This window comes from Actinoplanes sp. KI2 (assembly GCF_025630775.1).
GTDB lineage: Bacteria > Actinomycetota > Actinomycetes > Mycobacteriales > Micromonosporaceae > Actinoplanes.
Genome location: NZ_JAOSZE010000009.1, coordinates 205,943 through 230,865, shown reverse-complemented (window position 1 = coordinate 230,865; position 24,923 = coordinate 205,943). Strand labels below are relative to the sequence as shown.

Genomic DNA, 24,923 nt, shown 5'->3' with positions numbered 1-24,923 from the left:
CCTCCAGTAGCGTCTCGGGTCTAAGTTACTGCCCGGTAATAGAGGGCTGGCAAGTGGTCTCCGAAACCGGATTTTTCTCGCTCTCGCTCTCGCTCTCGTTCTTGCTCTCGCTCTCGTTCTCGTTCTCGCTCTCGCCGAAGGCGTCGCCCGAGAAGTGACCGCCGGCCAGGATCGTCCGGCCGTCGCGGTACCGCGCGAGGAGGTCGACGCGGCGCCGGATTGCCTGGCCGGGGTCGGCGTCGGAGCGGAACCGCCAGGTCGGCTCGGCGAATTGGGCCCTGGTGTGCAGAAGATCGCCCAGGATGAGGATGCGGTCCGCGGTGTCCGGGTCGGAGATCAGCAGGCTCGTGTGGCCGGGTGTGTGGCCGGGCGTGGCGATCGGCCGGATGCCCCTGGGCACCTCCTCGAGGGACGCGACCCGGCGCGCCATCGGCGTCAGCACCCGGTCGGGATCCGGGCCGACACCCCCGGGGTGGGCGCACCAGTAGTCCCACTCGCGCCGGTCGACCAGGTGCTGCGCTCTCGGGAACGCGCCGGTCCAGCCGACGTGGTCCCGGTGCAGGTGGGTGAGGACGACGAAGTCCACGTTCGACGGCGCGACGCCGAGTGCTTCGAGGTTGTCGAGCAACGCGCCGCCCGGACCCAGCCCGAGGTCGACGAGAACCACGTGCCCCGCGGTCCGAATCAGGAACGAGCCGACGTTCGCGACCATCCGTCCTTCGTCATCCAGCAAGTCTTGGTACGGCGTCCAATCGCTGCCCGGAAAGAAATCCGTGCCGCGGCCCACCACCTGACCGTCGGGCACGAACTCGACCAGCGTCTGTCCCAGCATCATGAGGCCACTGTCGGGTCGCGGGGCCGGCTCCACAAGAACGCACTTACAAGTCAGCTTTGGCGCGGTGCCCGGCCGGCACATAGGGTTGACCGCGTCATGGCGATCAGGTTTCGAGCCGGCTCACGGCTTCCGGTGGGAGCCGACGCCGACTGTCCGACGACGTGTCCGACCCGGCAGACGCTCGGCCGGCTGGCGGATCGGTGGACCGTCGCGCTCCTGGAAAGTCTCGCGGGCGGCGGCAAACGCTTCGGGGAGTTGCGCGCGGCCTGCGCCGGCGTCAGCGAGAAGATGCTGACCCAGACGCTGCGCAGTCTGGAGCGGGACGGGTTGGTCGATCGGCGGGTGCTGCCCTCGGTGCCGCCGGGAGTGGAGTACGACCTCACCGATCTCGGCCGGTCCCTGCTCGAACCGCTGAACGCGATCCGCGCGTGGGGCCGGGAGCACCAGGACGACGTCGAGCGGGCACGACTCTCGTACGACGGCCGCTGATCACTCGTCGGTCGGTTTGTCGATGTAGTGAAAGATGGTCCAGTAGAGAATGCCGATCATCACGCCCCCGCCGACGATGTTTCCCAGGGTGACCGGCACCAGGTTGCCCAGCAGGAAGTGGGACCAGGTGAGATCCGCGAAGTCGCCCTTGGCGAGCCCGGCGCCGCTCCAGAAGCCCGCGCCGGCGTGGTTCTTGATCAGCAGGCCGAGCGGCACCAGGAACATGTTGGCCACCGAGTGTTCGAAGCCCGACGAGACGAACAGCGCGATGGGCATGGTGACGGCGAGGATCTTGTCGGTGGTGGTGCGGCCCGAGTAGGCGGCCCAGACCGCCAGGCACACCATCAGGTTGCACAGGATGCCGAGCGTGAAGGCCTCGAGGAAGCTGTGCTGCAGCTTCGCCAGCGAGGTCTTGAGCACCACGGCTCCCCAGCCGCCGTTCGCGTTGTGCCAGGTGCCGCTGACGAACACGAGGGCGACCATCGTCAGCGCCCCCAGGAAGTTCGCGACGTAGACGATGCCCCAGTTGGTGAACAGCTGGCCCCACGTGATGCGCCCGCTGGCCCGCGCGGTGAGGGTGAGCGTCGAGGACGTGAACAACTCCGCGCCGGTCAGCACGACCAGCACCAGCCCGGTGGCGAACACGACACCGCCCACGATGCGAGCCCCGCCCGACCAGGTCAGGGCGGCCGCCCCGACCTGACTGGTGGTGTAGAAAACGAAGCCCAGCGCGATGTAGCCGCCGGCGGTGAGGCCGAGCAGGAACGATTTCGCCGGCCGGCCGGTCGCCTTGGCGTACGCGGCGTCCTCGGCCGCCCGGGCCATCTGTGCTGGGCTGAGCATGAACGGCTCGGGGCCGCCGGCCGTGGCCACGCTCGTATGGTAGGACCCCGTACCCGCGTACCGGGCCGGATTGGCCAGGCCGGGTGTCCGCAAAATGGGACGGCGCCGCCGGGATGTTGGCAGCCGTGGATCTCGGTCGGTAACCTATCCGCGGGGTCACCTAACGTACAACGTTTGGTTACGTGATGTTGGACGTGGGGTTTCCTGTGCCGCGACCAGGATGAGGGGGCACCGGATGCACGGCGAGATCCTGAACCTTCTGGACTGTCATCTGTCCGAGCTGCAAGCGCTGCGCCAGGAGCTTGCCAGCCGTCGTGCCGCCATGCCGGGCGAGCGCCTCCAGGTCGCCGCCGCGACCGCCTCGGCCGCGGAGCAGTACGCCCACGCGATGACGTCCATGCTGACCCACGCCGACGACCATGGGGCCACCGCGTCCTGATCGGACACTTCGGCCCGGCCCCGGTCATGGATATTGTGGACGGATGAGGGCCCGGTACTGGGTAACGGCCGTGATGGCCGGTTGCCTGGCGCTCGGGTTGCTGGCGCTGGCGCGGTCCGGAGCGAAAGCACCGGCGTCGGCGCCGTCCACGACGGCACCGCCGGCCGCGCCGAGGTTCGCGGCCGCCGATCTCACGGCCATGTTCCAGCGGTACGCCGACGGCGGCGGCGGGTGGACCGGCGGCGACAACACGGCGTCCGTCGCGCTGCCCGACGGCCGGGTGGCGTGGCTGTTCTCCGACACGTACCTGGGAAACGTCGCGGCCGACCACACCCGGCCCCGCGATTCGCCGTTCGTGCACAACACGATCGTGGTGCAGGAGGGCGCGACCCTGACGCGGACGCTGCACGGCGGTCCGGAGGCCGGGCCGAAGCCGCTGGTCGGGCCGGCCGGCGACGACTACTACTGGGCGCAGACCGGCGTCGTCGCCGGCGGGGCGCTGCAGGTCTTCTACAACCGCTACCACCGGCACGGCGCCGGGCCGTGGGACTTCACGCTCACCGGGTCGGCACTGGCCACCTTCGCGCTGCCCGGCCTGCGGCTGAAGAACGTCACCGACCTGCCGCTGGGCGACACGATCGCGTGGGGCGCCGCGGTGCTGCAGGAGGGCGAATACACGTACGTGTACGGCTCGGAGCGCACCGGCGACGCGCTCCGCTTCGCCCATCTGGCCCGCGCCCGCGACCCGGCCGCCGCCTGGGAGTTCTGGGACGGCACCGGCTGGACCGCCCGGGCGCAGCGGTCCGCGCGGCTGCTCAGCGGGGTCGACACCGGCTTCTCGGTGCAGCGCGCCGGCGATCGCTACGTGCTGGTGACCACCGAGGGCAACCTGCCGTTCGACCCGGCCATCGTGGCCTATACCTCGGCCACGCCGGCCGGCCCATGGGCGGGCCCGGTGCAGCTCCACACGCCGGAGGAGCCGCTCGCGTACGACGCCCGGCTGCACCCGGAGCTGGCCCGCCCCGGCCGGCTGCTGATCTCGTACAACGTGAACAGCCTGGACGCCGACACCGCGTACCGCGATGCCCGGGTCTACCGGCCCCGCTTCGTCGAGGTCGCCTGGCCGCCGCGGCCGGCCGCCGGCACGGCCCCGGCCGGCCTCGTCGCGGCCGTCAACGACGTGCACCCCAGGCTGCGCTGGAAGGCGGTCCCCGGCGCCACCCGGTACTGGGTCTACGAGCGCGACCTCACCATCGGGCAGACCCACCCGGCGCGCCGGCCGGAGCCGGTCACCGGCACCGAGGCCGACGCCGGGCAGCTCAAGGAGGGCCATACCTACGAGTTCCGGGTCGCCGCCGATGACAGCGAGCTCTCCGCCGCGGTGACCGCCACCCGCACCAGGCCGCAGGTGCCGTCCGGCCTGCGGGCGCGGGCGCTCTCGTCCGGGCGGATCGCGCTGACCTGGGACGACCCCGGCGCGCACCTCTGGTACTGGCTGTACCAGCGGGACGCGGGGTCCGGTGGGCCGTGGCGGCGGGCCGACTACCCGATCGACGATCCGGGCGGCTTCACCACCGTGCCGCTGCTGCACGGCCACGCGTACGAGTTCCGGATCACCGCGATCGGCCCGGCGGGGGAGTCCGGGCCGTCGCGGACGGTGCGGGTCACCGCCCGGTACGCGGCGCCGCCCGCGCCCACCGGCCTGACGGTCGTCCCCGGCGACGGCCGGGCCGACCTCACCTGGCGCGGCAATGCCCCCTACTACCGGATGTACTACCGGGACGTGACGGCCGGCCAGACGGCGTACACCCGGGGCGCCTTCCTGCTCGACGAGCCGAAGGCGGCCGCGGGCCTGCTGACCAATGGGCACGTGTACGACTTCCGGGTGACCGCGGTGCGCAACGGCGCCGAAGGGCCGCCCAGCCGGTCGGTCCGCGTCACCCTGCCCGCGCCGTCGCCCTCGGTCACGCCGTCGCGGTGACCGAGCCGGTCGGTCAGCGCGACGACGTACGGGTGCCGACCCGCTCGACCGCGCTGATCACGTCCCACAGGATCTGCGGTGCGGTCGTGCCCTGGACGGTCGAGACGGTCTTGCGGTAACCGCCGACGTAGCTGACCGTGAGCCGGTAGGAGAAGCGGTCGCAGCAGGCATTATCGGGCTGGTAGGAACTGCGCAGCCGCTGGAACTCGGGGCTGCCGGCCATCCGCCGCGGCTCCTCACCGCCGACGGTCGAGCGGTCGACCACGAACGTGACCTGGCCCCCCGCGAAGCCGCCCGAGCGGTCCAGCACGATCGTGTTGGCCAGGATCGGCGCGGCAGCGACCGGGGCGGCCGGCGCGAACGCCGTGATGACACCCAGGGCGACCAGGGTCGCCATGCCTCGGCGTGTGATTCCGCGTTTCATCGTGGTGTAGCCCTCCGGGTCCGGCGTCGGCGTCTCGGTACGGACAACACCGCACCAGCGCTTTGAGTTACGCGGCGTCCGGTCTGAACTTTCCCATTTGCCAGAGCAATTCGGCGGTCGGCTAGAACTGGTCGGGCGTGTCGAGCTTGCGATAAAAGGATATCTCCGGTGCGCCCTGGGCACCGGCCGCTTGCATGATTCCCGGGATTTCGGGCCGGCTGTCGAAGAAGCGCTGGAACGTCGCCTCGTCCGGCCATTCGTCGAGCACCAGGACCTCGCCGTCGCCGGCGGCGAAACAGTGCCGGGTGGCGCCCGCCGCCTTGCCGGCGTCGGCGATACTGTTCATCAATTCGGCGTGCGCGTTGGCGAAGGTTTCGAGCGTATTCGGGTCGGCCTTGATGCGCAGGATCATGACGACGGACATGTGGCCTCCGGATTCTCGGTGAAAGCCACAGTACGGCTCGCGCGCGGCGCCGTCGCCACCGTTCACCACGACGAGTGATCGGCGATGGTGGTCAGCCCGGTCCCGGGGATCGAGCCATTTCGCGGCCTGCCACAGATAGTCCCGGCCTTACCTCGTCACCGCTCCTGCCGGATGGGCTCGGCGCTGCCGTGGCAGTTCAGAACCGGGCTGGCCGGTGGAGCCCGGCGCCGCGGCCAGGCGCTCTGTCAAGGTGCTGGCGGGCGATTAGCTTCGGACGGCAGCTGCGCAGGCCATGGCTGGGTTCACTGCGCTTCTCGTCATGGTGTCGGCCGAAAGGTAGATACGCGGGAGCGTACGGGTCGGTCGATGGTCAGGATTGTCGCGCCGAACCTTGCTGCGTCCCAACACCGGTAGCAGGATCCTGCCGTGCCCATCAAAACAGAGGTCTACCGGCGAGAGACACCTCAAGGTGTCGAGACCATTACCGTCATGGCCTCGATCGACGAAGAGGGCGTCGAGATCCGCGTCATCCATGAACGGGACGGCGCCGTCATCGCCGACACCATCCCATGCTGGGGGGACGACGGAGTTGCCGGCCAACGTTGGGTGGATCGAAACCGCGATGCTTGCGTTGCCGACGGCTATCAGTTGATCGCGGAGCACGAAGACGCGGAACAGTAGACGCGACGTCAACAGGTCGAACGCGCGCTCGCTGGTGGTTTCGTTGCCGCCGCGCTGCCCCGGCCTCGTCGCGGGAGCGGGTCTGGGCGAGCGGGATTGTCGGTGGTCGGACCTAGTATGCGGAGCATGACGCGGTATATCGATGAGGATCTGCGCGGTGCGGAGTTCCGCGAGTGTGATCTGACCGGGGCACGCCTGATCGGGGTCGTCATGCAGGACGCCGTGATCGACGGGCTCGTCACCAACCTCGTGGTGAACGGTGTCGAGGTCACGCAGTACGTCGAGGCGGAGCTCGACCGGCGGCATCCGGTGCGGGTGCTGATCCGCTCCGAGGACCCGGCCGATCTGCGCGAGGCATCGCGCCGGCTCCAGGCCGGCTGGGCCGCCACGATCGAGCGGATCCGCCGTACGCCGGGCATCGAGCGCCGCAGCGTGCACGGCGAGTGGTCGGCGGCGCAGACGATGCGCCACCTGGTCTTCGTCCACGACTCGTGGTTCCGCCGCTGCTGCCTGGGCTCGACGGAGCTGTTCACGCCGATGGGCATCGGGACGACCGTCGAGCCCTACCGCGGAGCGCACGGGCTTGACCTGTCGCTCGATCCGGGCCTCGACGAGATCGTGAGCGTGCGTGCCGCGCAGGCCGCCGAGCTCGAGGCCTGGCTCGACGAGGTCACCGCCGAGCAGCTCGCCGCGCGGGCGCCGGTGCCCGACGACGATGTCTGGCCGCCGTACGCCCGGGGCCGCTCGGTGCGGCAGTGCCTCGGCACGGTGCTCAACGAGACCTTCGAGCACCACGGCTTCTGCGTCCGCGACCTCGACCTGATCGAGGACGCCGCGTAGGGCCGCCGCCGGTCGGAGCCCGTTACGCGCCTGTTTGTGCAGCGTGCGCCCGCTCTGCGCGGGATGGTGCGGTTGACCGCGGCAGGGGTTGACAACCCCGGAACACGAGTATTATTCGCGTCCACCATGACCAGCACCGTTCCTGTCACCGCGCGCCCTCGGTCGCGCTGGGTGGCGCCGCAGATCCGGGCCGCCGCGGCCGCCGTTGTCATGCTGCTTGCCGTGCTGGCGGTCGCCGCCGCGTCCGATCCTTCGGGTCTGCTCGCGCCGATCGGCGGCCGGGGGTTGCCGGTGCTCGGCTCGGGTGGCGTCTACCGCTGGGCGCCGCTCGTGGTCGGTCTCCCGGTCCTGCTGGCCGGCACCGCCGTACCGGCCTTCCTGGTCGCCAGGCAGTCGCCGGCCCGGTGGGTGTTCGCAGTCACCTGGATCGCGGTGGTCGGCGCCGGCGCCTGGGCGACGGCGGCGAGCGGCTTCGCGTCGGCCCTGCCGATGGTGGGGCCGCACCTGCCGGCCGGCTCGGCCCTGGCGTATGCGCTGGGCACGAGCGGCTTCGCGGCGATCAAGTTCCTCCTCGTCGGCTGGCTGGTCGCGGCCGGCGCGGCGCTCGCCGCCCGGTTCGGGCCGCGGCCGGTGTCCGGCGCCGAGACCGGCGGCTCCCGGGCGGCGTCGACGACGACCGCCGCCGAGGCCCGCGGCGAGGCGCAGACCGCCGCCGAGGCCCGCGAGGCGCAGACCGCCGCCGAGGCCCGCGGCGAGGCGCAGACCGCCGCCGAGGCTCGCGGCGGGGTGCAGGCCGCCGCTGGCGAAACGTTCCCGGTTGCACTCTCGATGGCCGTCATGGTGGCGGTGACCGCTCTGGCGGCGATCGGACCGGCCGCTCACTGGTGGCACGGCGGGCCGGTCGGCTACGCGTTCGCCGGCTTCGTGGCCGCACCGACGGCGGCCAACGGCGTGCTCGGCTTCCTCGCCGGCGTGACGGCGTTCCTGGCCCTGTTCGCCGGGGCGCTGTGGCTGCTCCGGCGCGGGCTGCAGCAAGGCGGTCCGTTGACGGTCTGCCTGGCGTCCGTGGTGGCGGGTCTCGGCCTCGGTGTGGTCGATGCCGTCCTCGTCGCGATGGCTCCGGACCACCTCGCCGGCGCCGGGCCGGACCAATGGTGGATCGCCACCTCGCTGATCAGCGTCGCGACCGGGATCGGCTACGGCGCAGTGGTCGGCCTCATCGGCGCTGTCGCGGCCGGGGCGGCACAGCGCCTGCGATCGAGGCCGGCGCCCCAGGCACGTACCGGCCGCCGGCCGGTCGTGCTGGTCGCGGCGATCGGCGTGCTCGTTCTGGCGCTCGCACCGGTGATCGGCGCGTCGGCTCCCGCCGGTCCGCCGGCCGCCGGGGCGGTCGCGGCGTCCGGCGGCATGGAATTCCTCCGGGTGCTCCCGGCCCCCGCCGGGAACGAGGCCGCGGACGGGCTCGCGACGATCGGCGACGTCACCGGCCGGCAGGTGATCCTCCGGGGCGTCAACGTGAACCAGCTGATCGACTACTACCTGCGCGATCCGGCCGTCCCGGCGACACAGGCGCTGACCGACGGCGACTTCGAGCAGATGGCGGCGATGGGCTTCAACGTGATCCGGCTCGGCCTGTCCTGGTCGCGGCTGGAGCCCCAGCGCGGCACCTTCGACCAGTCCTACCTCCGGCAGATCCAGGCCGCGGTGGCCGGTGCCAAGGCCCACGGCATCTACACCGTGCTGGACATGCACGAGGACGCCTGGGGCAACGCGCTCGCCCGCCCGGCCGAGCGGTGCGGCGGCGGGACGACCCCGACCACCGGCTGGGACGGCGCGCCCGCGTGGGCGACCATCACCGACGGCACCGCGCACTGCCAGTTCCTGGCCCGCGACCTGGCGCCGGCGGTGGCGACGGCCTTCGAGAACTTCTACACCGACCGCGACGGCATCCAGGGCGAGCTCGTGCGTACCTGGGCGTTCGTCGCGCAGGCCTTCGCCAACGAGCCCGCCGTGGCCGGTTACGACCTGCTCAACGAGCCCGGGATCGGGGCCGGGCCGCCGATCAGCTCGGGGCTGCTGCTCGGCCGGTACTACGACGCCGCGATCACGGCCATCCGCGCGGCCGAGCGGGCCGTCGGCGGGCACACCCACCTCGCGTTCTTCGAGCCCAGCGTGCTGTGGTCGGGCCTCGGCTTCGACGTGGCCCCGGCGCCCGGCTTCACCGACGACCGGCAGGTGGTCTTCGCCCCGCACCCGTACAGCGAGTCGATCAGCATGGACCAGGGCACGGGCCTGACGATCGCGTCGATCGAGCGGAACCAGGCCGTCTCGGCCCGCGCCGCCCGCGCGTACGGGGCCGCGTTGTGGTTCGGCGAGTGGGGCTGGTTCGGCGAGCCGGCGGTGGACGGTGCCAAGCTGCGGCGCTTCGCGGCGGCCCAGGACCGGCTCGGCGCCGGCGGCGCGTTCTGGGTGTGGCGGCAGGGGTGCGGCTCGCCGGAGACCGGCGACGACGCCACGACCTCCGGGAACCTGGTCGCCGTGGACTGCCGCACGGGTGCGTCGACCCCGCCGCCCGCGGCCTTCGCGCTACCCCTGTCGAGGGCCTTCCCGAGGGCGTTGCCGGGCCGGCTGGACTCGCTCACCTCGGGACCGGACGGCGGACTGCGGATCACCGCCACCGCCGCCGACAACCCGGCGAACTGCCTCGTCGACATCTGGGTGCCCGGCATCGTGGCGCCCCGCCTGACCACGACGGGGGTCGCCGATGCGTCGTCGGCGCAGGTCAAGGGCGGCTGGCGGATCACCGGCTGCGCCCGTGGCGCCTACACCGTGTCGGCCTCAGCGGCGTAGGCACCGCCGGCTGCGCCCACGGCGCCTACACCGTGTCGGCCTCAGCGGCGTAGGCACCGCCGGCTGCGCCCACGGCGCCTACACCGTGTCGGCCTCAGCGGCGTAGGCGCTGCACCGCGCGCATCTGGTCGGCCAGCGAGTCCATCACGTTCTGCGCGGTCTGCGAGTCGTAGGGGCCGGGCACCGGCACGTACCGGTACTGCCAGGACACCGTGTTGCTGAGGGCCAGCACGTGCACCGCCAGCTTGGTGCCGTCCCCGGAATCAAGAACATAAGCCAGCTGTACGCGATCGCGCCGCAGCCCGGCCAGCTGCCCGGTGGCCGTCAGCCGGCCGGTCACCGCGACCCGGGTGTCCCGGCAGCCGTCGTAGGCCGCGGCCAGCCGGGCGAACTCCCGGCCGGCCGCCGCGGGACCGGCGAACCGGTAGGTGAACAGGGAGACCCCGGCCGGGCCGAGCGCCCAGAACGTGCCCACGCCGTCCAGCGCCCCGGGCGGCGGCCGGTTGAGCACGCTCGCCTCGAACAGCGGCTCGCAGGCGCCCGGCGCGACCGTCTCGGCCTCCGCGGCGACGCTGCGGGGATCGATCACCGCCGCGTCGTTCTGCCCGTCCGAGCGCACCATCCCCGCGTACACCCCTTGCAGGTCGATCAGGCGGAACGGCGGCGCCGGCCGCAACCGCGCGGCCACCAGGCCCCCGGCCAGCGCCAGCCCGACCACGATCACGACGGCCAGGCCGCGCGGGGAGAGCCGGCGCGGCCGGTCGGAGCCGTGCGTGAGGATGTCGGTGGTGGACGCCGGCGTCACCGGGAGACCTCCGTCCTCGGTGGGTGGATCCACGCTGCCACACGATGAGCCGGTTGGCACTCCGGTGCTGACTTTCGTCCCTGGCCGGCCGGTGGTCACCGGCGGATCGTTCGGGGTGACGGCTCGACCCGGTTGAGGAGGCCGTGATGATCGAGATGAAGCAGGCCGCATCGGAGTTCCTGGCCCACAAGCGGATCGCCGTCACCGGGGTGTCGCGCAACCCGCAGGGTCACGGCAGCAACGCCGTCTACCGGCGACTGCGGGACCGCGGCTACGAGGTGTTCGCGATCAACCCGAACACCGACGAGATCGAGGGCGGCCGGTGCTATCCCGACCTGAGGTCGGTGCCCGGCGGGGTCGAGGCCGTCGTCATCGGCACCCGGCCGGAGACCGCGGAGTCCACCATGCACGAATGCGCCGAGCTCGGCATCAAGTACGTGTGGATGCACCGCGGGCCCGGCGCGGGCAGCGTGTCGGAGGCGGCCGCCGGGTACGGCCGGCAGCAGGGGATCACCGTCATCGACGGCGGCTGCCCGCTGATGTTCGCCCCGACCGCCGACTTCGGGCACAAGGCGATGCGCTTCGTGCTCACCCGCACCGGCAACGTCCCCCGGCAGGTGTGAGGCGGAGCCCGCCCGCGCCGAGGCGCGGGCGGGCTCGGTAAACCCGTCAGCGATGTGTCACGAACGCGAGCCCCACCGTCTGGCGCCTGGGGTCGTACCCGAGCACCCGCACCAGGTGCCCCGGGTTGGCGGCCCGGCAGGCGTCCAGCTCGGCCAGCACGACGTCCGCCTCTTGGACGCCGAACAGCGGGAGCTTCCACATCGACCAGTAGCTGGGCGGCGTGTCCGCGGGCGGGCAATGCTCGACGGCGGCGATCCAGCCCTCGGCCACGATGTGCTGTATCTGCCGGCGGATCTGCGCCGGGGTCAGCGGCGGCAGGTAGGAGAAGGTTTCCGTCTTCATCTGCATGAGCGTCTCCCTCAGGCCCGGTCGATCTTGTCGACCACGTCGAACTCGAAGCGCACGTCGCTCCAGGTTTGCAGGGCGGCCTCGAGCTCCGGGCTGTGCTTGGCCGCCGCGCGCAGGATCGCGGCGCCGTCGCGCTCGATGTCGCTGCCCTCGTTGCGGGCGAGCACGCAGGCCTCGACCGCGACCCGGTTCGCCGTCGCGCCGGCCGCGTTGCCCCACGGGTGCCCCAGCGTGCCGCCGCCGAACTGCAGGATCGAGTCGTCGCCGAAGATGCCGACCAGGGCCGGAATGTGTCCTACATGGATGCCCCCGGAGGCCACCGGGAACACCCCGGGCATGTGCCCGAAGTCCTGGTCGAAGAAGATGCCGCGGGAGCGGTCCTCGGCCACGAACGACTCGCGCATGACGTCGATCCAGCCCAGCGTCGCCTGCCGGTCGCCCTCCAGCTTGCCCACCACGGTGCCGGAGTGCAGGTGGTCGCCGCCGGCCAGCCGCAGCGCCTTGGCCAGCACCCGGAAGTGGATGCCGTGCCGCGGGTTGCGGTCCAGCACGGCGTGCAGCGCGCGGTGCACGTGCAGCAGCATGCCGTGCCGGCGGGCCCAGTTGGCCAGCGACGCGTGCGCGGTGAAGCCGGCGGTCAGGTAGTCGTGCATGATGATCGGCATGCCCAGCTCGCGGGCGAACTCGGCGCGCTCGTACATGGCCTCGACCGTGCCGGCCGTGACGTTGAGGTAGTGGCCCTTGCGCTCGCCGGTCTCCGCCTCGGCCTGCCGGATCGCGCGCGCCACCTGCTCGTACCGGTCGCGCCAGCGCATGAACGGCTGCGAGTTGATGTTCTCGTCGTCCTTGGTGAAGTCGAGGCCGCCGCGCAGGCACTCGTACACCGCCCGGCCGTAGTTGCGGGCCGACAGGCCGAGCTTGGGCTTGATGGTGCAGCCGAGCAGGGGCCGCCCGTACTTGTTCAGCTTGTCGCGTTCGACCCGGATGCCGTTCGGCGGGCCGCCGCAGGTCAGCACGAAGGTCAGCGGGAAGCGGACGTCCTCCAGCCGCAGCGACCGGATCGCCTTGAAGCCGAAGACGTTGCCGGCCAGCGAGGTGAGGACGTTGACCACCGACCCCTCCTCGAACAGATCGAGGGGGTACGCGACGAACGCGTAGAACGCGTCGGGATCGCCGGGCACGTCCTCGATCCGGTACGCGCGGCCCTTGTAGTGGTCGAGATCGGTGAGCAGGTCGGTCCACACGGTCGTCCAGGTGCCGGTGGAGCTCTCGGCGGCGATCGCGGCGGCCGCCTCCTCACGCGGCACGCCGTCCTGGGCCACGATCTTGAAGCAGGCGAGCAGGTCGGTCTCGGCGGGCAGGTATCCGGGGTCCCAGTAGGTCGCGGCGTACGGGTGCACGCCGGCCTGATACATCTTGGCCGGTACCGTCGCTGTCATTCGTGCTCCTCCTTGGGTTGGTCAGCCGGCTCGTCGGCTCTCCACGAGCCGCTGGATCATGGGGGTGAGGATCAGCTGCATGGCGAGATCGAGCCGGCCGCCGGGGATGACGATCGAGTTGGCCCGGGACATGAAGCTGTCGTGGATCATGGCGAGCAGGTACGGGAAGTCGATGCCGCTCTGATCCCGGAACCGGATCACGACGAGCGACTCCGCCGGCGACGGGATGGTGCGGGCCACGAACGGGTTGGACGTGTCCACCGTCGGCACCCGCTGAAAGTTGATGTCCGTCTTGGCGAACTGCGGCGTGATGGTCCCGATGTAGTCGGGCATCCGGCGCAGGATCACGTCGGTGACCGCCTCCGGCGTGTACCCGCGGCTGCTGCGGTCCCGGTGCAGCTTCTGGATCCACTCCAGGTTGATCACCGGGACCACACCGATCTTGAGATCCCCGTACGCGGCGAGGTCCACGGTCGGCGTCACCGCGGCGCCGTGCAGGCCCTCGTAGAACAGCACGTCGACGTCGGGCCCGAAGTCCCGCCAGGGGGTGAACGTGCCGGCCGGGCAGCCGTACGCCCGGGCCTCGATCTCGTCGTGCACGTAGTGCCGGGTGCGCCCGGTGCCCTTCGTGGCGAACTCCTCGAACGTCTCGCCGAGCTCGTCCAGGAGGTTCGCCTGGGGACTGAAGTGGCTGAAGTTGCGGTTGCCGCGGCTGTCCGCCTCGGCGATGGCGGCCACCATGCCCTCCCGGTCGTAACGGTGGAAGGCGTCCCCCTCGATGTAGGCCGCGCGTATCCCCTCCCGGCGGAAGATCTGGACGAAGGTGTTCTTGACGGTGGTGGTACCGGCTCCGGAGGAACCGGTCACCACGATGATCGGGTGCCGGACCGACAACAGACTCTCCTCGATCAGGACCGGAGGGATCAGGACCGGAACAGGCCGCGGTGGGCGAACAGCGGCGACTCCTCGTGCCGGGCGGGCGGGTCGGACAGGTAGCGGCGCACCCGGTCGACCTTGTTGCGGGAGCCGAACACCAGCGGCGTTCGCTGGTGCAGGGCGGCCGGAACCAGATCGAGGGTCGGCGTACGCCCGTCGGTGGCCGCGCCGCCGGCCTGCTCGCACAGCCACGCGACCGGATTCGCCTCGTACACCAGGCGCATCCGCCCGCGCCCGTGCCCCGGTCCGGTCTCGGCGGGGCAGAGGTAGATGCCGCCGCGGGACAGCACGCCGTACGCCTCGGCCGCCAGCGACCCCAGCCAGCGCATGCTGAAGTCCCGCCGCCGCGGTCCGCTGCTTCCGCTGACCAGGTCGGCCACGTAGGACCGGATGCCGCGGTGCCACTGCCGGGCGTTGGCGGCGTTGACCGCGTATTCGCCGGACTCGGGCGGCACCTCGACCCGGCGCCGGAGGCAGGTGAAGCCGTCCGGGCCCAGCGCGTACAGGTCGGTGCCCTCGCCGACGGTGAGTGCCAGCACGGTGGCCGGGCCGAACACGATGATCCCGGCGGCCAGCTGCCGCCGGCCCGCCTGCAGCAGCCCGCCGCCGATGACGTCGGTGACCGGCAACACCGAGAAGATCGTGCCGACGGCCGCGTTGATGGCGAGGTTGGCCGGCTCGTCGACGGCGACCAGGGTCACGACGACGCTGCCGTGGCGGTCGACGGGCACCGGCGCCGCCTCGCCCGCCATGCCGACGGTGGCGACGTCGGCTCCGGCGAGCGCGTCCCGGTAGAGGGCGCGGGCCCGGGAGTCCAGGGTGCACGGTTCGGCCGCTCGGGTCGAGATCAGGTGGGCCAGCACGGCGGCCGCCGCGGTCAGCCGGGCGACGACGTCGGCGGCGGCGAGGGCGGGCCGGCTGGACGGGCCGAGATCTCCGACCGGCGGCAGGGCGAGCGGTACGTGGTCGACAGCCATGACCGAGTGTGTGACCACCGAACACGCAAAGCCAAGGCATGGTTTTCTGCCATTGACAACAGCAAAAGTATGCTTCGGACATGAAGGACGTAACCCTTCGTCAACTGGAGTTCCTGGCCGAGACGATCCGCGCGGGCTCCCTGGCCGGCGCCGCCGAACGCCTGCACCTGACCGGCCCGGCCATCGCTCAGCAGCTGCGCCGGCTCGAGTCGGCGGCCGGGCTGCCCCTGCTGGAACGCGGTCCGCACGGGCAGCGCCCCACCGACGCCGGGCGGCTGCTCGCCGAGACCTACGCCCGCATCCGCGCCGAGCTCGCCGCCTGCGACGACGGCCTGCGCGCGCTGCGCTCGGCCGAGGCGGGCCGGGTCACCGTCGGCGCGGTGAGCACGGCGAAGTACTTCGCGCCCCACCTCATCGCCGCGTTCCGCCTGGCGTACCCGAAGATCGGCATCGAGCTCGCCTTCGGCAACCGCGAGGAGATCATCGCGCTCCTCGAGGGTTACTCGGTCGACCTGGCCGTCATGGGGCGCCCGCCGCAGGGGCTCGCCGTCGAGCAGCAGGTCTTCGGCGATCATCCGTACGTCATCGTGGCGCCGTCGCGGCATCCGCTGGCCGGCGCCGGTCGCCTGCCGTTCCCGCGGGTCGCGGAGGAGACCTTCCTGGTCCGCGAGCACGGTTCCGGCACGCGGCTGCACCTGGAGGCGATGTTCGCCGCGGCCGGCCGCGACCCGGCGATCGGCATGGAGCTGGACTCGAACGAGACCATCAAGCAGGCGGTGATGGCCGGGCTCGGCATCGCCCTGATCTCGGCGCACACCATCGCCGCCGAGGTGCACGACGGCCGGCTCGTGGTGCTCGACGTCGAGGGCCTGCCGATCCACCGGCACTGGCTGCTGGTCCGGATGGCGAGCCGGAACCCGGGGCCGGCCACCCGGTCGTTGTGGAACTTCGTGGCGCTGACCGGCGCCGACTACCTGCCCTCCGACGGGGACGGCGGCCAGGGCTCGGCGTGACGGCCGAGCCCTGGCCGCTCACCAAAGGCCGGCGCTAGACGCCGGCGGCCGCGGCCACCGCCCGCCCGGCCAGCACCCGGGCGAGATGACGCCGATACTCCGCGGAGGCGGTCAGGTCGTCGATCGGCGAGGTGCCCTCGGCCGCGACCGCGCACGCCTCCTCGATGGCGGCCCGCTCGGCGGCGCAGCCCGCGAGGGCCTGCTCGAGCGCGGTGGCCCGCAGCGCCGTCGGGCCCATGTTGGTCAGCGTCACCCGGGCCGACTCGATCGCGCCGTCGTTGCGCCGCACCATCGCCGCCACCCCGACGATCGCCCACGCCTGCACGACCCGGTGGAACTTCTCGTAGTGCGAGCCCCAGCCCTCCACCTTGGGCACCTGGACCTCGGCGAGCACCTCGTCGTCGGCGAGCGCCGTGGTGAACAGGTCGACGGCGAAGTCGGCGGCCGGGACCACCCGCCGGCCGGACGGCCCGGCCAGCACGTACCGCGCCTCCAGCGCGGCCGCCGCCGCGGGCAGGTCGGCCGCCGGGTCGGCGTGCGCGAGCGAGCCGCCCAGCGTGCCGCGGTGACGGACCTGCCGGTCGCCGATCGTGGCCGCCATCCGGGACAGCAGCGGCGCGTACCGCTGCACCAGCGGCGAGGACGCCACCTCGTCGTGCGTGGTCATCGCGCCGATGACCAGCGCGTCGCCCTCCTCGCGGACGCCGCGCAGCTGCGCCACGCCGCCGAGGTCGACCAGCACGCTCGGCGCCGACAGCCGCAGCCGCAGCACCGGGATCAGGCTCTGCCCGCCGGCCAGGACCTTGGCGTCCTCGCCGCCCTCGGCGAGCGCGGCGACCGCCTCGTCCACACTGGTCGGACGCAGGTAGTCGAAGGCAACCGGGATCATGACCGTCCACCCTCCGTTCCGGCTGTTCGGATCGCCCGCCAGACCCGCTCGGGCGTGCACGGCATCGGGACGTCGCTGACCCCGAACGGGCGCAGCGCGTCGACGATCGCGTTGACCACGGCCGGGGTCGCCGCGATCGCGCCGGCCTCGCCGACGCCCTTGACACCGAGCGGGTGCGTCGTCGCGGGGGTCTCGGTGCGGTCGGTGACGATGTCCGGCAGGTCGGCCGCCGTCGGCGGCGTGTAGTCGACGAAGGAGCCGGTCACCAGCGTGCCCGACTCGTCGTAGACCGCCTCCTCGTGCAGCGCCTGGGCGATGCCCTGGGCGACGCCGCCGTGCACCTGCCCCTCGACGATGGTCGGGTTGATCACCTTGCCGACGTCGTCGACCGCGACGTACTTGCGGATCGCCACGTGCCCGGTCTGCGTGTCGACCTCGACCGCGCACAGGTGCGTGCCGTGCGGGAAGGAGAACGTCTCCGGGTCGAACGTCGCGTCCGCGTCCAGCGTGGCCTCCACCCCGTCGGGCAGGTCGTGCGCCGCGAACACGGCGAACGCGGCGTCGGCGACCGTCTTGGCCGCGTCCGGCGTGCCCCGCACCCGGAACGCGCCGCCGGTGAACTCCAGGTCGTCGGGGCTACACTCGAGCATGTGTGCGGCCACCGTACGGGCCTTGTCACGTACCTTGCGGCACGCCTCCACCAGCGCGATCCCGCCGACCGCGAGCGACCGGGAGCCGTACGTGTCGAGGCCCTTGTGCGAGGTGCGGGTGTCGCCGTGCAGCACCTCGACGTCGTCGAAGGCCACGCCGAGCTCGTCGGCGACGATCTGGCTCCACGCGGTCTCGTGCCCCTGCCCGTGCGGGCTGGTACCGGTGACCACCTCGACCTTGCCGGTCGGCAGCACCCGGACCGACGCCGTCTCCCAGCCGCCCGCCGCGTACCGCAACGCACCGAGCAGGCGGGACGGCGCCAAACCACACATTTCCGTGTACGTCGAGGTCCCGATCCCCAGCTGCACCGGGTCGCCGGACGCGCGCCGGAGCTCCTGCTCCTTGCGCAACTCGTGGTAGCCGAGCAACGCGAGCGCCTTGTCGGTGGCGGCATCGTAGTCGCCGGAGTCGTAGACGAGCCCCGCGACCGTGGTGAACGGGAACTCCTCCCGCTTGATCCAGTTGCGCCGGCGGATCTCGATCGGATCGACGCCGAGCTCGACGGCCAGGTCGTCCATCGCCCGCTCGACCGCGAAGGTCGCCTCCGGCCGGCCCGCGCCGCGGTACGCGTCGGTGATCGTCGTGTTGGTGAACACGCCGCTGCACTCGAACCGGTAGGCCGGGAACTTGTAGATGCCGTTGTACATGAAGGCGCCCAGGATGGGCACGCCCGGCCCGACGAGGCCGAGGTAGGCGCCCATGTTGGCGATCAGCTTCACCGAGATGCCGGTGACCGTGCCGTCCCGGCGCGCGGTGAGCCGTACGTCCTGGATCATGTCGCGGCCGTGGTGCGCGGAGAGCATCGTGTCGCTGCGGGTCTCGGTGTACTTGACCGGGCGGCCGACCCGCCGCGCCGCCATGAACGTGATCAACTCTTCCGGGGTCACCTGGAGCTTGCCGCCGAAGCCGCCGCCGACGTCGGGGGCGATCACCCGCACCTTGTGCTCGGGCGTGCCGGTGAGCAGCGCGTAGAAGACCCGCAGGATGTGCGGGATCTGGGTGGCCGACCAGATCGTGTAGTCGCCCGCCCCCGGGTCCACGACGACGCTGCGCGGCTCCATGAACGCCGGGATCAGCCGCTGCTGGACGTACCGGCGTTCGATCACGACCTCGGCGTCGGCCGCCGCGACGTCGGTGCCCGTGCCGGCCTGCGCCGAGTCGAAGACCCAGGTGTACGACTTGTTGGTGCCCTTGTCGGGGTGCACCAGCGGGGAGCCCTCGGCCAGCGCCTGCTCGAGGTCGAGCACCGGCGTCAGCGGCTCGTAGTCGACCTCGATCGCCTCCAGCGCGTCCAGCGCGGCGGCCTGGTCCCGGGCGACGACCACGGCCACGGCCTCACCGTGGTGCCGCACCGTGCCGACGGCCAGCGGCGGCCGGTCGGGATGCACGAGGTCCTCGGTCACCGGCCAGGCGCACGGCAGGCTGCCCTGCACGTCGGCCACGTCGGCGCCGCTGAACGCGGCGACCACATTGGGCCGGGCCAGTGCCGGCGCGGTGTCGATCGAGACGATCCGGGCATGCGCGTACGGGCTGCGCAGGATCGCCATGTGCAGCAGGCCGGGCAGCGTGATGTTGTCGGTCCAGCGGGTGCGGCCGGTGATCAGCCGGGCGTCCTCCTTGCGCAGGCGTTCGCGACCGACCTCGCGGTCGTCGGTGACGGTCACGACGTCACCTCCTCGGCCGCGGCTGCTCGCACCGCTCGGACGATGTTCTGGTAGCCGGTGCAGCGGCACAGGTTGCCGGACAGCCCGTCGCGGATCTCGTCGTCGGTCGGGTGCGGGTTGTCGCGGAGCAGGTCGACCGCCGACATGATCATGCCGGGGGTGCAGAATCCGCATTGGAGGCCGTGCAGCTCGTGGAAGGCCCGCTGCACCGGGTGCAGGGAGCCGTCCGGGCCGGCCAGGCCCTCGACGGTGGTGATGGTCGCGCCGTCGGCCTGCACGGCGAGAACCGAACAGCTCTTGACGCTGCGAGCCGGCTCGTCGCCGGTGCTCAGGAGCACGGTGCACGAGCCACAGTTGCTGGTGTCGCAGCCGATGACCGTGCCGACCTTGCCGACCGTCTCGCGTAGATAGTGGACCAGAAGAGTTCGTACTTCGACGGTGTCGACGTACTGCTCGCCGTCGACGGTTACGGAGAGTTTGGAGGTGGAAGACACGGCGCCTCCCGCGGTGGCCGAGAACGGCCCGCGGCGGACGCACACGGGCCACGCACTTCTGGTGAGTTTCCTCACAGACCCGATCACGCGCAAGGGCTGATCGAGTCAGCGGGACACCTCGCGGAGAAGCTCTTCGATGGCCGCGACGCTGTGCCCGGCAACCAGGGCGTCGACGTGGGGGAGCGCGGCGGCCAGCCCGCCGGCCGTCGGCGCGAAGCCCGGCCGCCCGGCGTGCGGGGTCGCCCAGATCAGCCGGTGCGCGAGCCGGCGTACGTGCGCCGCCGCCTCGCCGAGCGGCGCCGGATCGCCCCGCTCCCAGCCGTCGCTGAACACGACCACGACGGCGCGCCGGGCGACCCCGCGGTGCCCGTACCGGCGCAGGAAATCGGTGAGCGTGTCGGCGAGCCGGGTGCCGCCGCGCCAGTCCGGAATGGCCTGTCCGGCCGCGCGCACGGCGGATGCCACGTCCGGAGCGTGTAAGTGCGGCGTGACCCGGGTCAGCCGGGTGCCGAGGGTGTACACCTCCGTCCATCGGGGACGGCTCTGCACCAGCGCGTGGCCGAGTCGCAGCAGGGCATCGGCGTACGGCGCCATCGACCCGGAGACGTCGGCGAGCAGCACGAGCCGGCGCGGCCGGGGGCGGCGGGCGCGCCGGGCCGGCAGGCGGGGCTCGCCGGCCGCGCGCAGCATCGCCCGCATCGTCCGCCGCGGATCGGTCCGTCCCCGATGCCACGGCCGGTAGCGCCGGCCGGGTCGTCGCGGATCGACGGCCGCGGCCAGCGTCAGCAACCGCATGGCCTCGGCGCGCTCGGCGGCCGACAGGGTGGCCAGGTCCCGGTGGCGCAGCACCTCGGCGTCGGCGGCCTGGACGGCGAGGCCCGGGTCGCCGGCGACGGCTTCGTCCCGCGCCGCTCCGGTGCGGAACAGCGCGCGCTCGGGCAGCCGGCGCACCTGCCACGGGGTGCCCCTCGGCTCGGTGTCCCGGGTGAACCCGGCGAACGCCGCGTCGAACCGGGCGATGTCGTCCGGCGAGCCGCACAGCGTCAGGCGGGCGGCCCAGTACAGCAGGTCGGTGCCGGTCGCGTCGACCGCCCGGACCATCGCCTGGACCCGGTCCGGCGTCGCCGGGACGCCGGCCGCGCGCACCGCGGCGACCAGGTCAAGGAGCATCGGTCAGCTGGCCCGGCGGCAGCGCGCGGACCCGGTCGATGTCGTCCCGGACCTTGAGCACCGCGCCGAGCGTCAGCGCCGTGATCTCGGCGGTGAGCGCGGCGGCGCCGAGCGCCCCGACCGCCGCCGCCCAGTCCACGGCCTCGGCCACGCCGGGCGGCTTGACCAGGTCGAGCGCGCGGAGCCGGGCGGTCGCGACGGCGATCTGCCCGGCCAGCCGCTCGGTCACCTCGGGCAGCCGTACCCGCAGGATCGCGGCCTCGCGCTCCGGCGAGGGATGCCCGACCCAGTGGTACAGGCACCGGCGCTTGAGCGCGTCGTGCACCTCCCTGGTCCGGTTGCTGGTCACCACGACCAGGGGTGGCTCGGCCGCGACGATCCGGCCCAGTTCCGGGATGGTCACCGCGGCGTCGGCCAGCAGTTCGAGCAGGAACGCCTCGAACTCGTCGTCGGCCCGGTCGACCTCGTCGATCAGCAGCACGCAGGGCGCCCGCTCGATCGCCTGCAGCAGCGGCCGGGCGACCAGGAAGCGCCGGTCGTAGAGGCCGGCCTCCAACTCCTCGACGCTGCGCGCGCCGCCGGCGGCGGCCTCCACGGCGCGCAGATGCAGCACCTGCCGCGGGAAGTCCCAGTCGTACAGCGCCTGCGCCGCGTCGAGCCCCTCGTAGCACTGCAGCCGTACCAGCGGGAGGCCGGTCGCCTCGGCCAGGGCGCTCGCGAAGGCGGTCTTGCCGACCCCCGCGTCACCCTCCAGGAAGACCGGCCGGTGCAGCCTGAGCGCGAGGAAGCCGGCGACCGCCAGGCCCTCGTCGGCGAGATAGCCGGCCGCGGCCAGCGCCTTCGCCAGGGCGGCGGGATCGTCGTATCCGTGCACGACTCCACTATGCGCGCACCGGCCGCCGCGGGGTCACCCCCAAGATTGCGAAGATCGCCCCGTGGACCTCGTCGGCGCCTATCCTATTTGAGGGTATTTACGCACATCTTAGGACCGGGGAGCATCGGCCATGCGCGCGGCATTCGACAAGTTGATCTCAGGGGCCGGATTACTGCTGGCGATCGTTTTCCTCGTGGCGGGCGGGATGCTGGCGTACGCGTCCTCGTACGTCGCGGGGGAGGTGAAGGACCAGCTCGGAGCACAGGACATCACGATGCCCGAGGGCGCCGCGCTGGAGAAACTCCCGAAGGCCGACCAGGATGCGCTGAAGCCGTACGCCGGCAGTCCGCTGGACACCGGGCCGGAGGCCAAGGCGTACGCCGATCACTACATCCAGGCGCACATGAACGCGATGTCCGGCGGAAAGACCTACTCAGAAGTCAGCGCTCAGTACCTCGCGATGACGGACGAGCAGAAAGCCTCGCCGGAAGGCCAGCAAATGGGCCAGCTGCGCCTCACCCTGTTCCAGGGCAACACCCTGCGCGGCCTGCTGCTCTACGGCGCCGCGTTCGCGACGATGGGAACTCTCGCGGGCTACGCGGCGATCGTCGCCTTCGTCGGCGCGGCGATCCTGCTGGTCCTCGGAGTCCTGGGTCTGCTGCACGCGCGGCGCGCGGCACCGGCGGCGCCGGCGGCGACGGCGACTCCCGAGCCGGAGTCGTGACCGGCTGACCACAGCCGGCGTGCGGCCGACGGCTACGCGGCGGCCTGCGCCTGACCGAGTGCGAACGGCTGCTCCGTGGGGCGTCCGAAGTGGTAGCCCTGCGCCAGCCGGTAGCCGAGCCGGTACAGCTCGGCCGCCTGCTCGGCGGTCTCGACGCCCTCCGCGACGGCGTTCATGTCGAGCGCCTCGGCGACCTGGATGAGCGTGGCCGCGATGACCGCCCGGCGGCCGCCGGAGGTGACCTCGTCGACGAAGGACTTGTCGACCTTGAGGGCGTGCGCCGGCACCGTCTGCAGCAGCGTGAGCGACGAGTGTCCGGTGCCGAAGTCGTCCAGGGCGATCCGCACACCCATCTCGTGCAGCCGGTGCAGCATCTCGAGCGCGCGTTCGCTTTCGAAGACGGCGGTCTCGGTCACCTCGACCGTGAGGCACGAGGCAGGCAGTCCGCTGTCGGCCAGCGCCGACGCCACCGTCTCCACCAGGCCGGGACGGGTCAGTTGCCGGGCGGAGACGTTGACGCTCACCCGCTGCGGCGCGGCCGCACCGTGCTCGGCGCGCCAGCGCGCCGTCTGGTGGCACGCCTCGCGCAGGATCCAGGCGCCCATCTCGACGATCGTGCCGTTGCTCTCGGCGACCGGGATGAACTCGGCGGGCGAAACCATGCCGCGCTCGGGGTGACGCCAGCGCACGAGCGCCTCGACCCCGACCGTGCGGCCCGTCGGCAGCTCGACGATCGGCTGATAGACCAGGTGCAGCTGGCCGGCCTCGAGTGCGGTGCGCAGGTCCGCGCTGATCCGCGCCTCCTCGCCGGCGCGCCGGTCGAGCTCGGGGAGATACCAGGTGTGCGGCTCGCCGAGTCCCTTGGCCGCGTACATCGCGACATCGGCCCGGCGCAGCACCTCGAGCGGGTCGGTGAGCCGCTCGGTGTCCACCAGGCCGATGTTCGCCCCGATCACCAGGTCCTGACCGGCCACCTGGATCGGCTGGGCGAGCAGCTGGACGACGCGCTCGGCGACGCCGAGGGCGACCTCCGGGGTCCCGCCCGGTATCAGGAAGGCGAACTCGTCCCCACCCAGCCGGGCCACGGTGGCCGTCGCGCCGGCCGCCGCCGTCAACCTCGCGGCGACCTCGACCAGGAGCTGGTCGCCGACGTGGTGACCGAACTGGTCGTTGACCTTCTTGAAGCCGGTCAGGTCGAGCAGGGCGACACACGAGCGGCCGTCGGCGAGAGCGGGGACCAGCGCCGCCTGGAACTGCCGGCGGTTGCCCATGCCGGTCAGCTCGTCGCGCAGGGAGAGGTCCGCCAGCCGGTCGGCCTGCTTCTGCACCTGTTTCACGAAACCGGACATCCGGTAGGACACGAGCAGGAACAGCACCACCGCGCCGGCGGCCACGACCATCCAGTCCCCGCGGCGGGTGGCGACGCCGGGCGCGAACAGGATGGCCGGCGCCAGCAGGGAGCTCGCGGTGAGCAGCACCTGACGTCCGCCGCCGAGCCCGGTCCGGTGGACGCGCGAGGTGGCCTTGCCGCTCTTCGCCATCGACGGGTGCAGCGCCGCGCAGGCCCACAGGACGTACGACAGCATCCACACCGCGTCCAGCGGGTTGCCTTCGGTGTAGGTCAGGTAGTCGGTCAGCACGGAGTAGCCGATGTCGGCGACCAGGAGCGCCAGGGCGGCCACGCCGAGCATCCGGGTGCTGGCGTTGCGGGTGCCGGCGGCGATGAACAGGCCGGTCAGGATGGCCAGCAGCATGGCGTCGGTGGCCGGATAGGCGGTGTTGATGATGCGTTCGAGCGTCGTGTCCGCCTGGGCCGCGGCCGCGGGATGCAGCACGAAGACCCAGAACACCAGGCTGAAGCCGGTCGCCACGATGGCCGCGTCGAGCACCGCACGCGGGTCGCGGTCCCGCAGCTCGCGTGCCATCAGGAGGAAGCCGGCCGCCAGCAGCGGATAGCAGCCGAGGTAGAACACATCCGCGATCGAGGGAAACGGCTCCTGGTGGAGCACGTACACGTAGATGTCCCAGATCAGGTCGCCGGCGGCCGACATGAGTTGGCCGGCCGCGAAGCAGTACCACACCGCCGGCCGAGCCGGCCGGTGCAGCCGCACGCCCACGAGGATCAGCGCCCCGCAGCCGAATCCGACCACGTTGTAGGTCACGGCCTGCGCCAGGCCGCCGCCGGGGAGAAGGAAGTAGCCGCCGATGACGGCGACCCCCGCCGCCAGCACCAGCCACCACCACGACCGCTCCCACTTCACGTGGGTGCTATCGGTCGTACGGCCGCCGAATTCAGGCTTTGCGCCGGCCGAAAGGGGTCGCCGGCGCCACGTCCGGGCGCACGATCCGGCCGGCACAGCCGGGTCAGCGGTCGTCCGCCCGGAAGGGGCGTACCGGACGTTGTGCCCTAAATCTCTCCGCACTGTCCCGGAAAGATAAGAAATTTGTC

General features: G+C 72.2%; 24 protein-coding genes. 9 read left to right on the top strand and 15 right to left on the bottom strand.

What is annotated here, in order from left to right; all coding sequences use genetic code 11:
* Nucleotides 1–25: 25 nt before the first annotated feature.
* Entirely contained in the window at nt 26–835 is an 810-nt protein-coding gene (locus ODJ79_RS12040) for an MBL fold metallo-hydrolase (RefSeq protein ID WP_263023467.1), read from the bottom strand.
* A 96-nt stretch (nt 836–931) separates the two neighbouring features.
* On the opposite strand from ODJ79_RS12040, the gene ODJ79_RS12035 reads away from it, so the two are divergent.
* Complete coding sequence (locus ODJ79_RS12035) at nt 932–1,324, top strand: winged helix-turn-helix transcriptional regulator (protein WP_263023466.1); 393 nt, start codon at nt 932–934, stop codon at nt 1,322–1,324.
* Here the strand turns inward: ODJ79_RS12035 and focA are convergent, their stop codons facing one another.
* A complete protein-coding gene (gene focA, locus ODJ79_RS12030) occupies nt 1,325–2,197 on the bottom strand; it encodes a formate transporter FocA (RefSeq protein ID WP_263023465.1) in 873 nt (290 codons plus the stop codon). It lies immediately after the preceding gene.
* Nucleotides 2,198–2,402: 205 nt separating this feature from the next.
* Between focA and ODJ79_RS12025 the strand changes: the two genes are divergently transcribed.
* Together ODJ79_RS12025 and ODJ79_RS12020 are read left to right on the top strand one after the other, a co-directional pair.
* A complete protein-coding gene (locus ODJ79_RS12025) occupies nt 2,403–2,606 on the top strand; it encodes a hypothetical protein (protein WP_263023464.1) in 204 nt (67 codons plus the stop codon).
* A gap of 43 nt (nt 2,607–2,649) precedes the next feature.
* Complete coding sequence (locus ODJ79_RS12020; protein WP_263023463.1) at nt 2,650–4,587, top strand: DUF5005 domain-containing protein; 1,938 nt, start codon at nt 2,650–2,652, stop codon at nt 4,585–4,587.
* Between the two features lie 13 nt (nt 4,588–4,600).
* Here the strand turns inward: ODJ79_RS12020 and ODJ79_RS12015 are convergent, their stop codons facing one another.
* Together ODJ79_RS12015 and ODJ79_RS12010 are read right to left on the bottom strand one after the other, a co-directional pair.
* Nucleotides 4,601–4,984: a protealysin inhibitor emfourin gene (locus ODJ79_RS12015; protein ID WP_263023462.1), complete on the bottom strand. Its 384-nt coding sequence runs from the start codon at nt 4,982–4,984 to the stop codon at nt 4,601–4,603.
* A 148-nt stretch (nt 4,985–5,132) separates the two neighbouring features.
* A complete protein-coding gene (locus ODJ79_RS12010; protein WP_263023461.1) occupies nt 5,133–5,435 on the bottom strand; it encodes a hypothetical protein in 303 nt (100 codons plus the stop codon).
* A 489-nt stretch (nt 5,436–5,924) separates the two neighbouring features.
* Here ODJ79_RS12010 and ODJ79_RS12005 point away from each other — a divergent pair, with 489 nt between their 5' ends.
* The 3 genes from ODJ79_RS12005 to ODJ79_RS11995 all read left to right on the top strand — a co-directional run bounded on the left by ODJ79_RS12005 (nt 5,925) and on the right by ODJ79_RS11995 (nt 9,806).
* Complete coding sequence (locus tag ODJ79_RS12005; protein ID WP_263023460.1) at nt 5,925–6,116, top strand: hypothetical protein; 192 nt, start codon at nt 5,925–5,927, stop codon at nt 6,114–6,116.
* 126 nt (nt 6,117–6,242) lie between these two features.
* Complete coding sequence (locus ODJ79_RS12000) at nt 6,243–6,956, top strand: DinB family protein (protein WP_263023459.1); 714 nt, start codon at nt 6,243–6,245, stop codon at nt 6,954–6,956.
* A 126-nt stretch (nt 6,957–7,082) separates the two neighbouring features.
* Nucleotides 7,083–9,806: a glycoside hydrolase family 5 protein gene (locus tag ODJ79_RS11995; RefSeq protein WP_263023458.1), complete on the top strand. Its 2,724-nt coding sequence runs from the start codon at nt 7,083–7,085 to the stop codon at nt 9,804–9,806.
* Between the two features lie 94 nt (nt 9,807–9,900).
* Here the strand turns inward: ODJ79_RS11995 and ODJ79_RS11990 are convergent, their stop codons facing one another.
* Nucleotides 9,901–10,644, bottom strand: a complete 744-nt coding sequence (locus tag ODJ79_RS11990) for a hypothetical protein (RefSeq protein WP_263023457.1) — start codon at nt 10,642–10,644, stop codon at nt 9,901–9,903.
* Nucleotides 10,645–10,757: 113 nt separating this feature from the next.
* On the opposite strand from ODJ79_RS11990, the gene ODJ79_RS11985 reads away from it, so the two are divergent.
* Nucleotides 10,758–11,234, top strand: a complete 477-nt coding sequence (locus ODJ79_RS11985) for a CoA-binding protein (protein ID WP_263023456.1) — start codon at nt 10,758–10,760, stop codon at nt 11,232–11,234.
* A gap of 46 nt (nt 11,235–11,280) precedes the next feature.
* Here the strand turns inward: ODJ79_RS11985 and ODJ79_RS11980 are convergent, their stop codons facing one another.
* The 4 genes from ODJ79_RS11980 to ODJ79_RS11965 are packed head-to-tail and all read right to left on the bottom strand — an operon-like array spanning nt 11,281 to nt 14,935.
* Nucleotides 11,281–11,583 carry a ribulose bisphosphate carboxylase small subunit gene (locus ODJ79_RS11980; protein ID WP_263023455.1) on the bottom strand — a complete coding sequence of 101 codons (303 nt, stop codon included), beginning with the start codon at nt 11,581–11,583 and terminating at the stop codon, nt 11,281–11,283.
* A gap of 11 nt (nt 11,584–11,594) precedes the next feature.
* Complete coding sequence (locus ODJ79_RS11975) at nt 11,595–13,022, bottom strand: form I ribulose bisphosphate carboxylase large subunit (RefSeq protein WP_263023454.1); 1,428 nt, start codon at nt 13,020–13,022, stop codon at nt 11,595–11,597.
* A 21-nt stretch (nt 13,023–13,043) separates the two neighbouring features.
* Nucleotides 13,044–13,916, bottom strand: a complete 873-nt coding sequence (locus ODJ79_RS11970) for a phosphoribulokinase (protein WP_263023453.1) — start codon at nt 13,914–13,916, stop codon at nt 13,044–13,046.
* A gap of 29 nt (nt 13,917–13,945) precedes the next feature.
* Complete coding sequence (locus tag ODJ79_RS11965) at nt 13,946–14,935, bottom strand: class 1 fructose-bisphosphatase (RefSeq protein WP_263023452.1); 990 nt, start codon at nt 14,933–14,935, stop codon at nt 13,946–13,948.
* Nucleotides 14,936–15,015: 80 nt separating this feature from the next.
* Between ODJ79_RS11965 and ODJ79_RS11960 the strand changes: the two genes are divergently transcribed.
* Nucleotides 15,016–15,948 (top strand): LysR family transcriptional regulator, encoded by a 933-nt coding sequence (locus ODJ79_RS11960; RefSeq protein ID WP_263023451.1) that lies wholly within the window; start codon nt 15,016–15,018, stop codon nt 15,946–15,948.
* A gap of 34 nt (nt 15,949–15,982) precedes the next feature.
* On the opposite strand, the gene ODJ79_RS11955 is transcribed toward ODJ79_RS11960, so the two are convergent.
* The 5 genes from ODJ79_RS11955 to ODJ79_RS11935 form a co-directional block, all read right to left on the bottom strand.
* Nucleotides 15,983–16,837 carry an FAD binding domain-containing protein gene (locus tag ODJ79_RS11955; protein WP_263023450.1) on the bottom strand — a complete coding sequence of 285 codons (855 nt, stop codon included), beginning with the start codon at nt 16,835–16,837 and terminating at the stop codon, nt 15,983–15,985.
* Nucleotides 16,834–19,212, bottom strand: a complete 2,379-nt coding sequence (locus ODJ79_RS11950; protein ID WP_263023449.1) for a xanthine dehydrogenase family protein molybdopterin-binding subunit — start codon at nt 19,210–19,212, stop codon at nt 16,834–16,836. Before ODJ79_RS11950 ends, ODJ79_RS11955 begins: the two co-directional genes overlap by 4 nt.
* Nucleotides 19,209–19,706: a (2Fe-2S)-binding protein gene (locus ODJ79_RS11945; protein ID WP_263023448.1), complete on the bottom strand. Its 498-nt coding sequence runs from the start codon at nt 19,704–19,706 to the stop codon at nt 19,209–19,211. The genes ODJ79_RS11950 and ODJ79_RS11945 overlap by 4 nt, the downstream gene beginning before the upstream one ends.
* A gap of 105 nt (nt 19,707–19,811) precedes the next feature.
* On the bottom strand, nt 19,812–20,876 hold the full coding sequence (locus ODJ79_RS11940) for a vWA domain-containing protein (protein WP_263023447.1): 1,065 nt from the start codon (nt 20,874–20,876) through the stop codon (nt 19,812–19,814).
* Entirely contained in the window at nt 20,866–21,750 is an 885-nt protein-coding gene (locus tag ODJ79_RS11935; RefSeq protein ID WP_263023446.1) for an AAA family ATPase, read from the bottom strand. Before ODJ79_RS11935 ends, ODJ79_RS11940 begins: the two co-directional genes overlap by 11 nt.
* Before the next feature lie 130 nt (nt 21,751–21,880).
* Here ODJ79_RS11935 and ODJ79_RS11930 point away from each other — a divergent pair, with 130 nt between their 5' ends.
* Nucleotides 21,881–22,474 (top strand): hypothetical protein, encoded by a 594-nt coding sequence (locus ODJ79_RS11930; RefSeq protein ID WP_263023445.1) that lies wholly within the window; start codon nt 21,881–21,883, stop codon nt 22,472–22,474.
* A 32-nt stretch (nt 22,475–22,506) separates the two neighbouring features.
* Here the strand turns inward: ODJ79_RS11930 and ODJ79_RS11925 are convergent, their stop codons facing one another.
* The gene (locus tag ODJ79_RS11925) at nt 22,507–24,735 is read right to left on the bottom strand and encodes a putative bifunctional diguanylate cyclase/phosphodiesterase (RefSeq protein ID WP_263023444.1); all 2,229 of its coding nucleotides are present in this window, start codon (nt 24,733–24,735) and stop codon (nt 22,507–22,509) included.
* Nucleotides 24,736–24,923: the final 188 nt, after the last annotated feature.

Excerpts from the sequence above, each read along its gene's own strand:
- ODJ79_RS11980 (WP_263023455.1), bottom strand. The coding sequence starts at position 11,583 with ATGCAGATGAAGACGGAAACCTTCTCCTACCTGCCGCCGCTGACCCCG.
- ODJ79_RS12010 (WP_263023461.1), bottom strand. The coding sequence starts at position 5,435 with ATGTCCGTCGTCATGATCCTGCGCATCAAGGCCGACCCGAATACGCTC.
- ODJ79_RS11985 (WP_263023456.1), top strand. The coding sequence starts at position 10,758 with ATGATCGAGATGAAGCAGGCCGCATCGGAGTTCCTGGCCCACAAGCGG.
- ODJ79_RS11975 (WP_263023454.1), bottom strand. The coding sequence starts at position 13,022 with ATGACAGCGACGGTACCGGCCAAGATGTATCAGGCCGGCGTGCACCCG.
- ODJ79_RS11960 (WP_263023451.1), top strand. The coding sequence starts at position 15,016 with ATGAAGGACGTAACCCTTCGTCAACTGGAGTTCCTGGCCGAGACGATC.
- ODJ79_RS11995 (WP_263023458.1), top strand. The coding sequence starts at position 7,083 with ATGACCAGCACCGTTCCTGTCACCGCGCGCCCTCGGTCGCGCTGGGTG.
- ODJ79_RS12035 (WP_263023466.1), top strand. The coding sequence starts at position 932 with ATGGCGATCAGGTTTCGAGCCGGCTCACGGCTTCCGGTGGGAGCCGAC.
- ODJ79_RS11965 (WP_263023452.1), bottom strand. The coding sequence starts at position 14,935 with ATGGCTGTCGACCACGTACCGCTCGCCCTGCCGCCGGTCGGAGATCTC.
- ODJ79_RS12000 (WP_263023459.1), top strand. The coding sequence starts at position 6,243 with ATGACGCGGTATATCGATGAGGATCTGCGCGGTGCGGAGTTCCGCGAG.
- ODJ79_RS12040 (WP_263023467.1), bottom strand. The coding sequence starts at position 835 with ATGATGCTGGGACAGACGCTGGTCGAGTTCGTGCCCGACGGTCAGGTG.
- ODJ79_RS11930 (WP_263023445.1), top strand. The coding sequence starts at position 21,881 with ATGCGCGCGGCATTCGACAAGTTGATCTCAGGGGCCGGATTACTGCTG.
- ODJ79_RS11955 (WP_263023450.1), bottom strand. The coding sequence starts at position 16,837 with ATGATCCCGGTTGCCTTCGACTACCTGCGTCCGACCAGTGTGGACGAG.
- ODJ79_RS11940 (WP_263023447.1), bottom strand. The coding sequence starts at position 20,876 with ATGCTCCTTGACCTGGTCGCCGCGGTGCGCGCGGCCGGCGTCCCGGCG.
- ODJ79_RS12015 (WP_263023462.1), bottom strand. The coding sequence starts at position 4,984 with ATGGCGACCCTGGTCGCCCTGGGTGTCATCACGGCGTTCGCGCCGGCC.
- ODJ79_RS12005 (WP_263023460.1), top strand. The coding sequence starts at position 5,925 with ATGGCCTCGATCGACGAAGAGGGCGTCGAGATCCGCGTCATCCATGAA.
- ODJ79_RS12020 (WP_263023463.1), top strand. The coding sequence starts at position 2,650 with ATGAGGGCCCGGTACTGGGTAACGGCCGTGATGGCCGGTTGCCTGGCG.
- ODJ79_RS12025 (WP_263023464.1), top strand. The coding sequence starts at position 2,403 with ATGCACGGCGAGATCCTGAACCTTCTGGACTGTCATCTGTCCGAGCTG.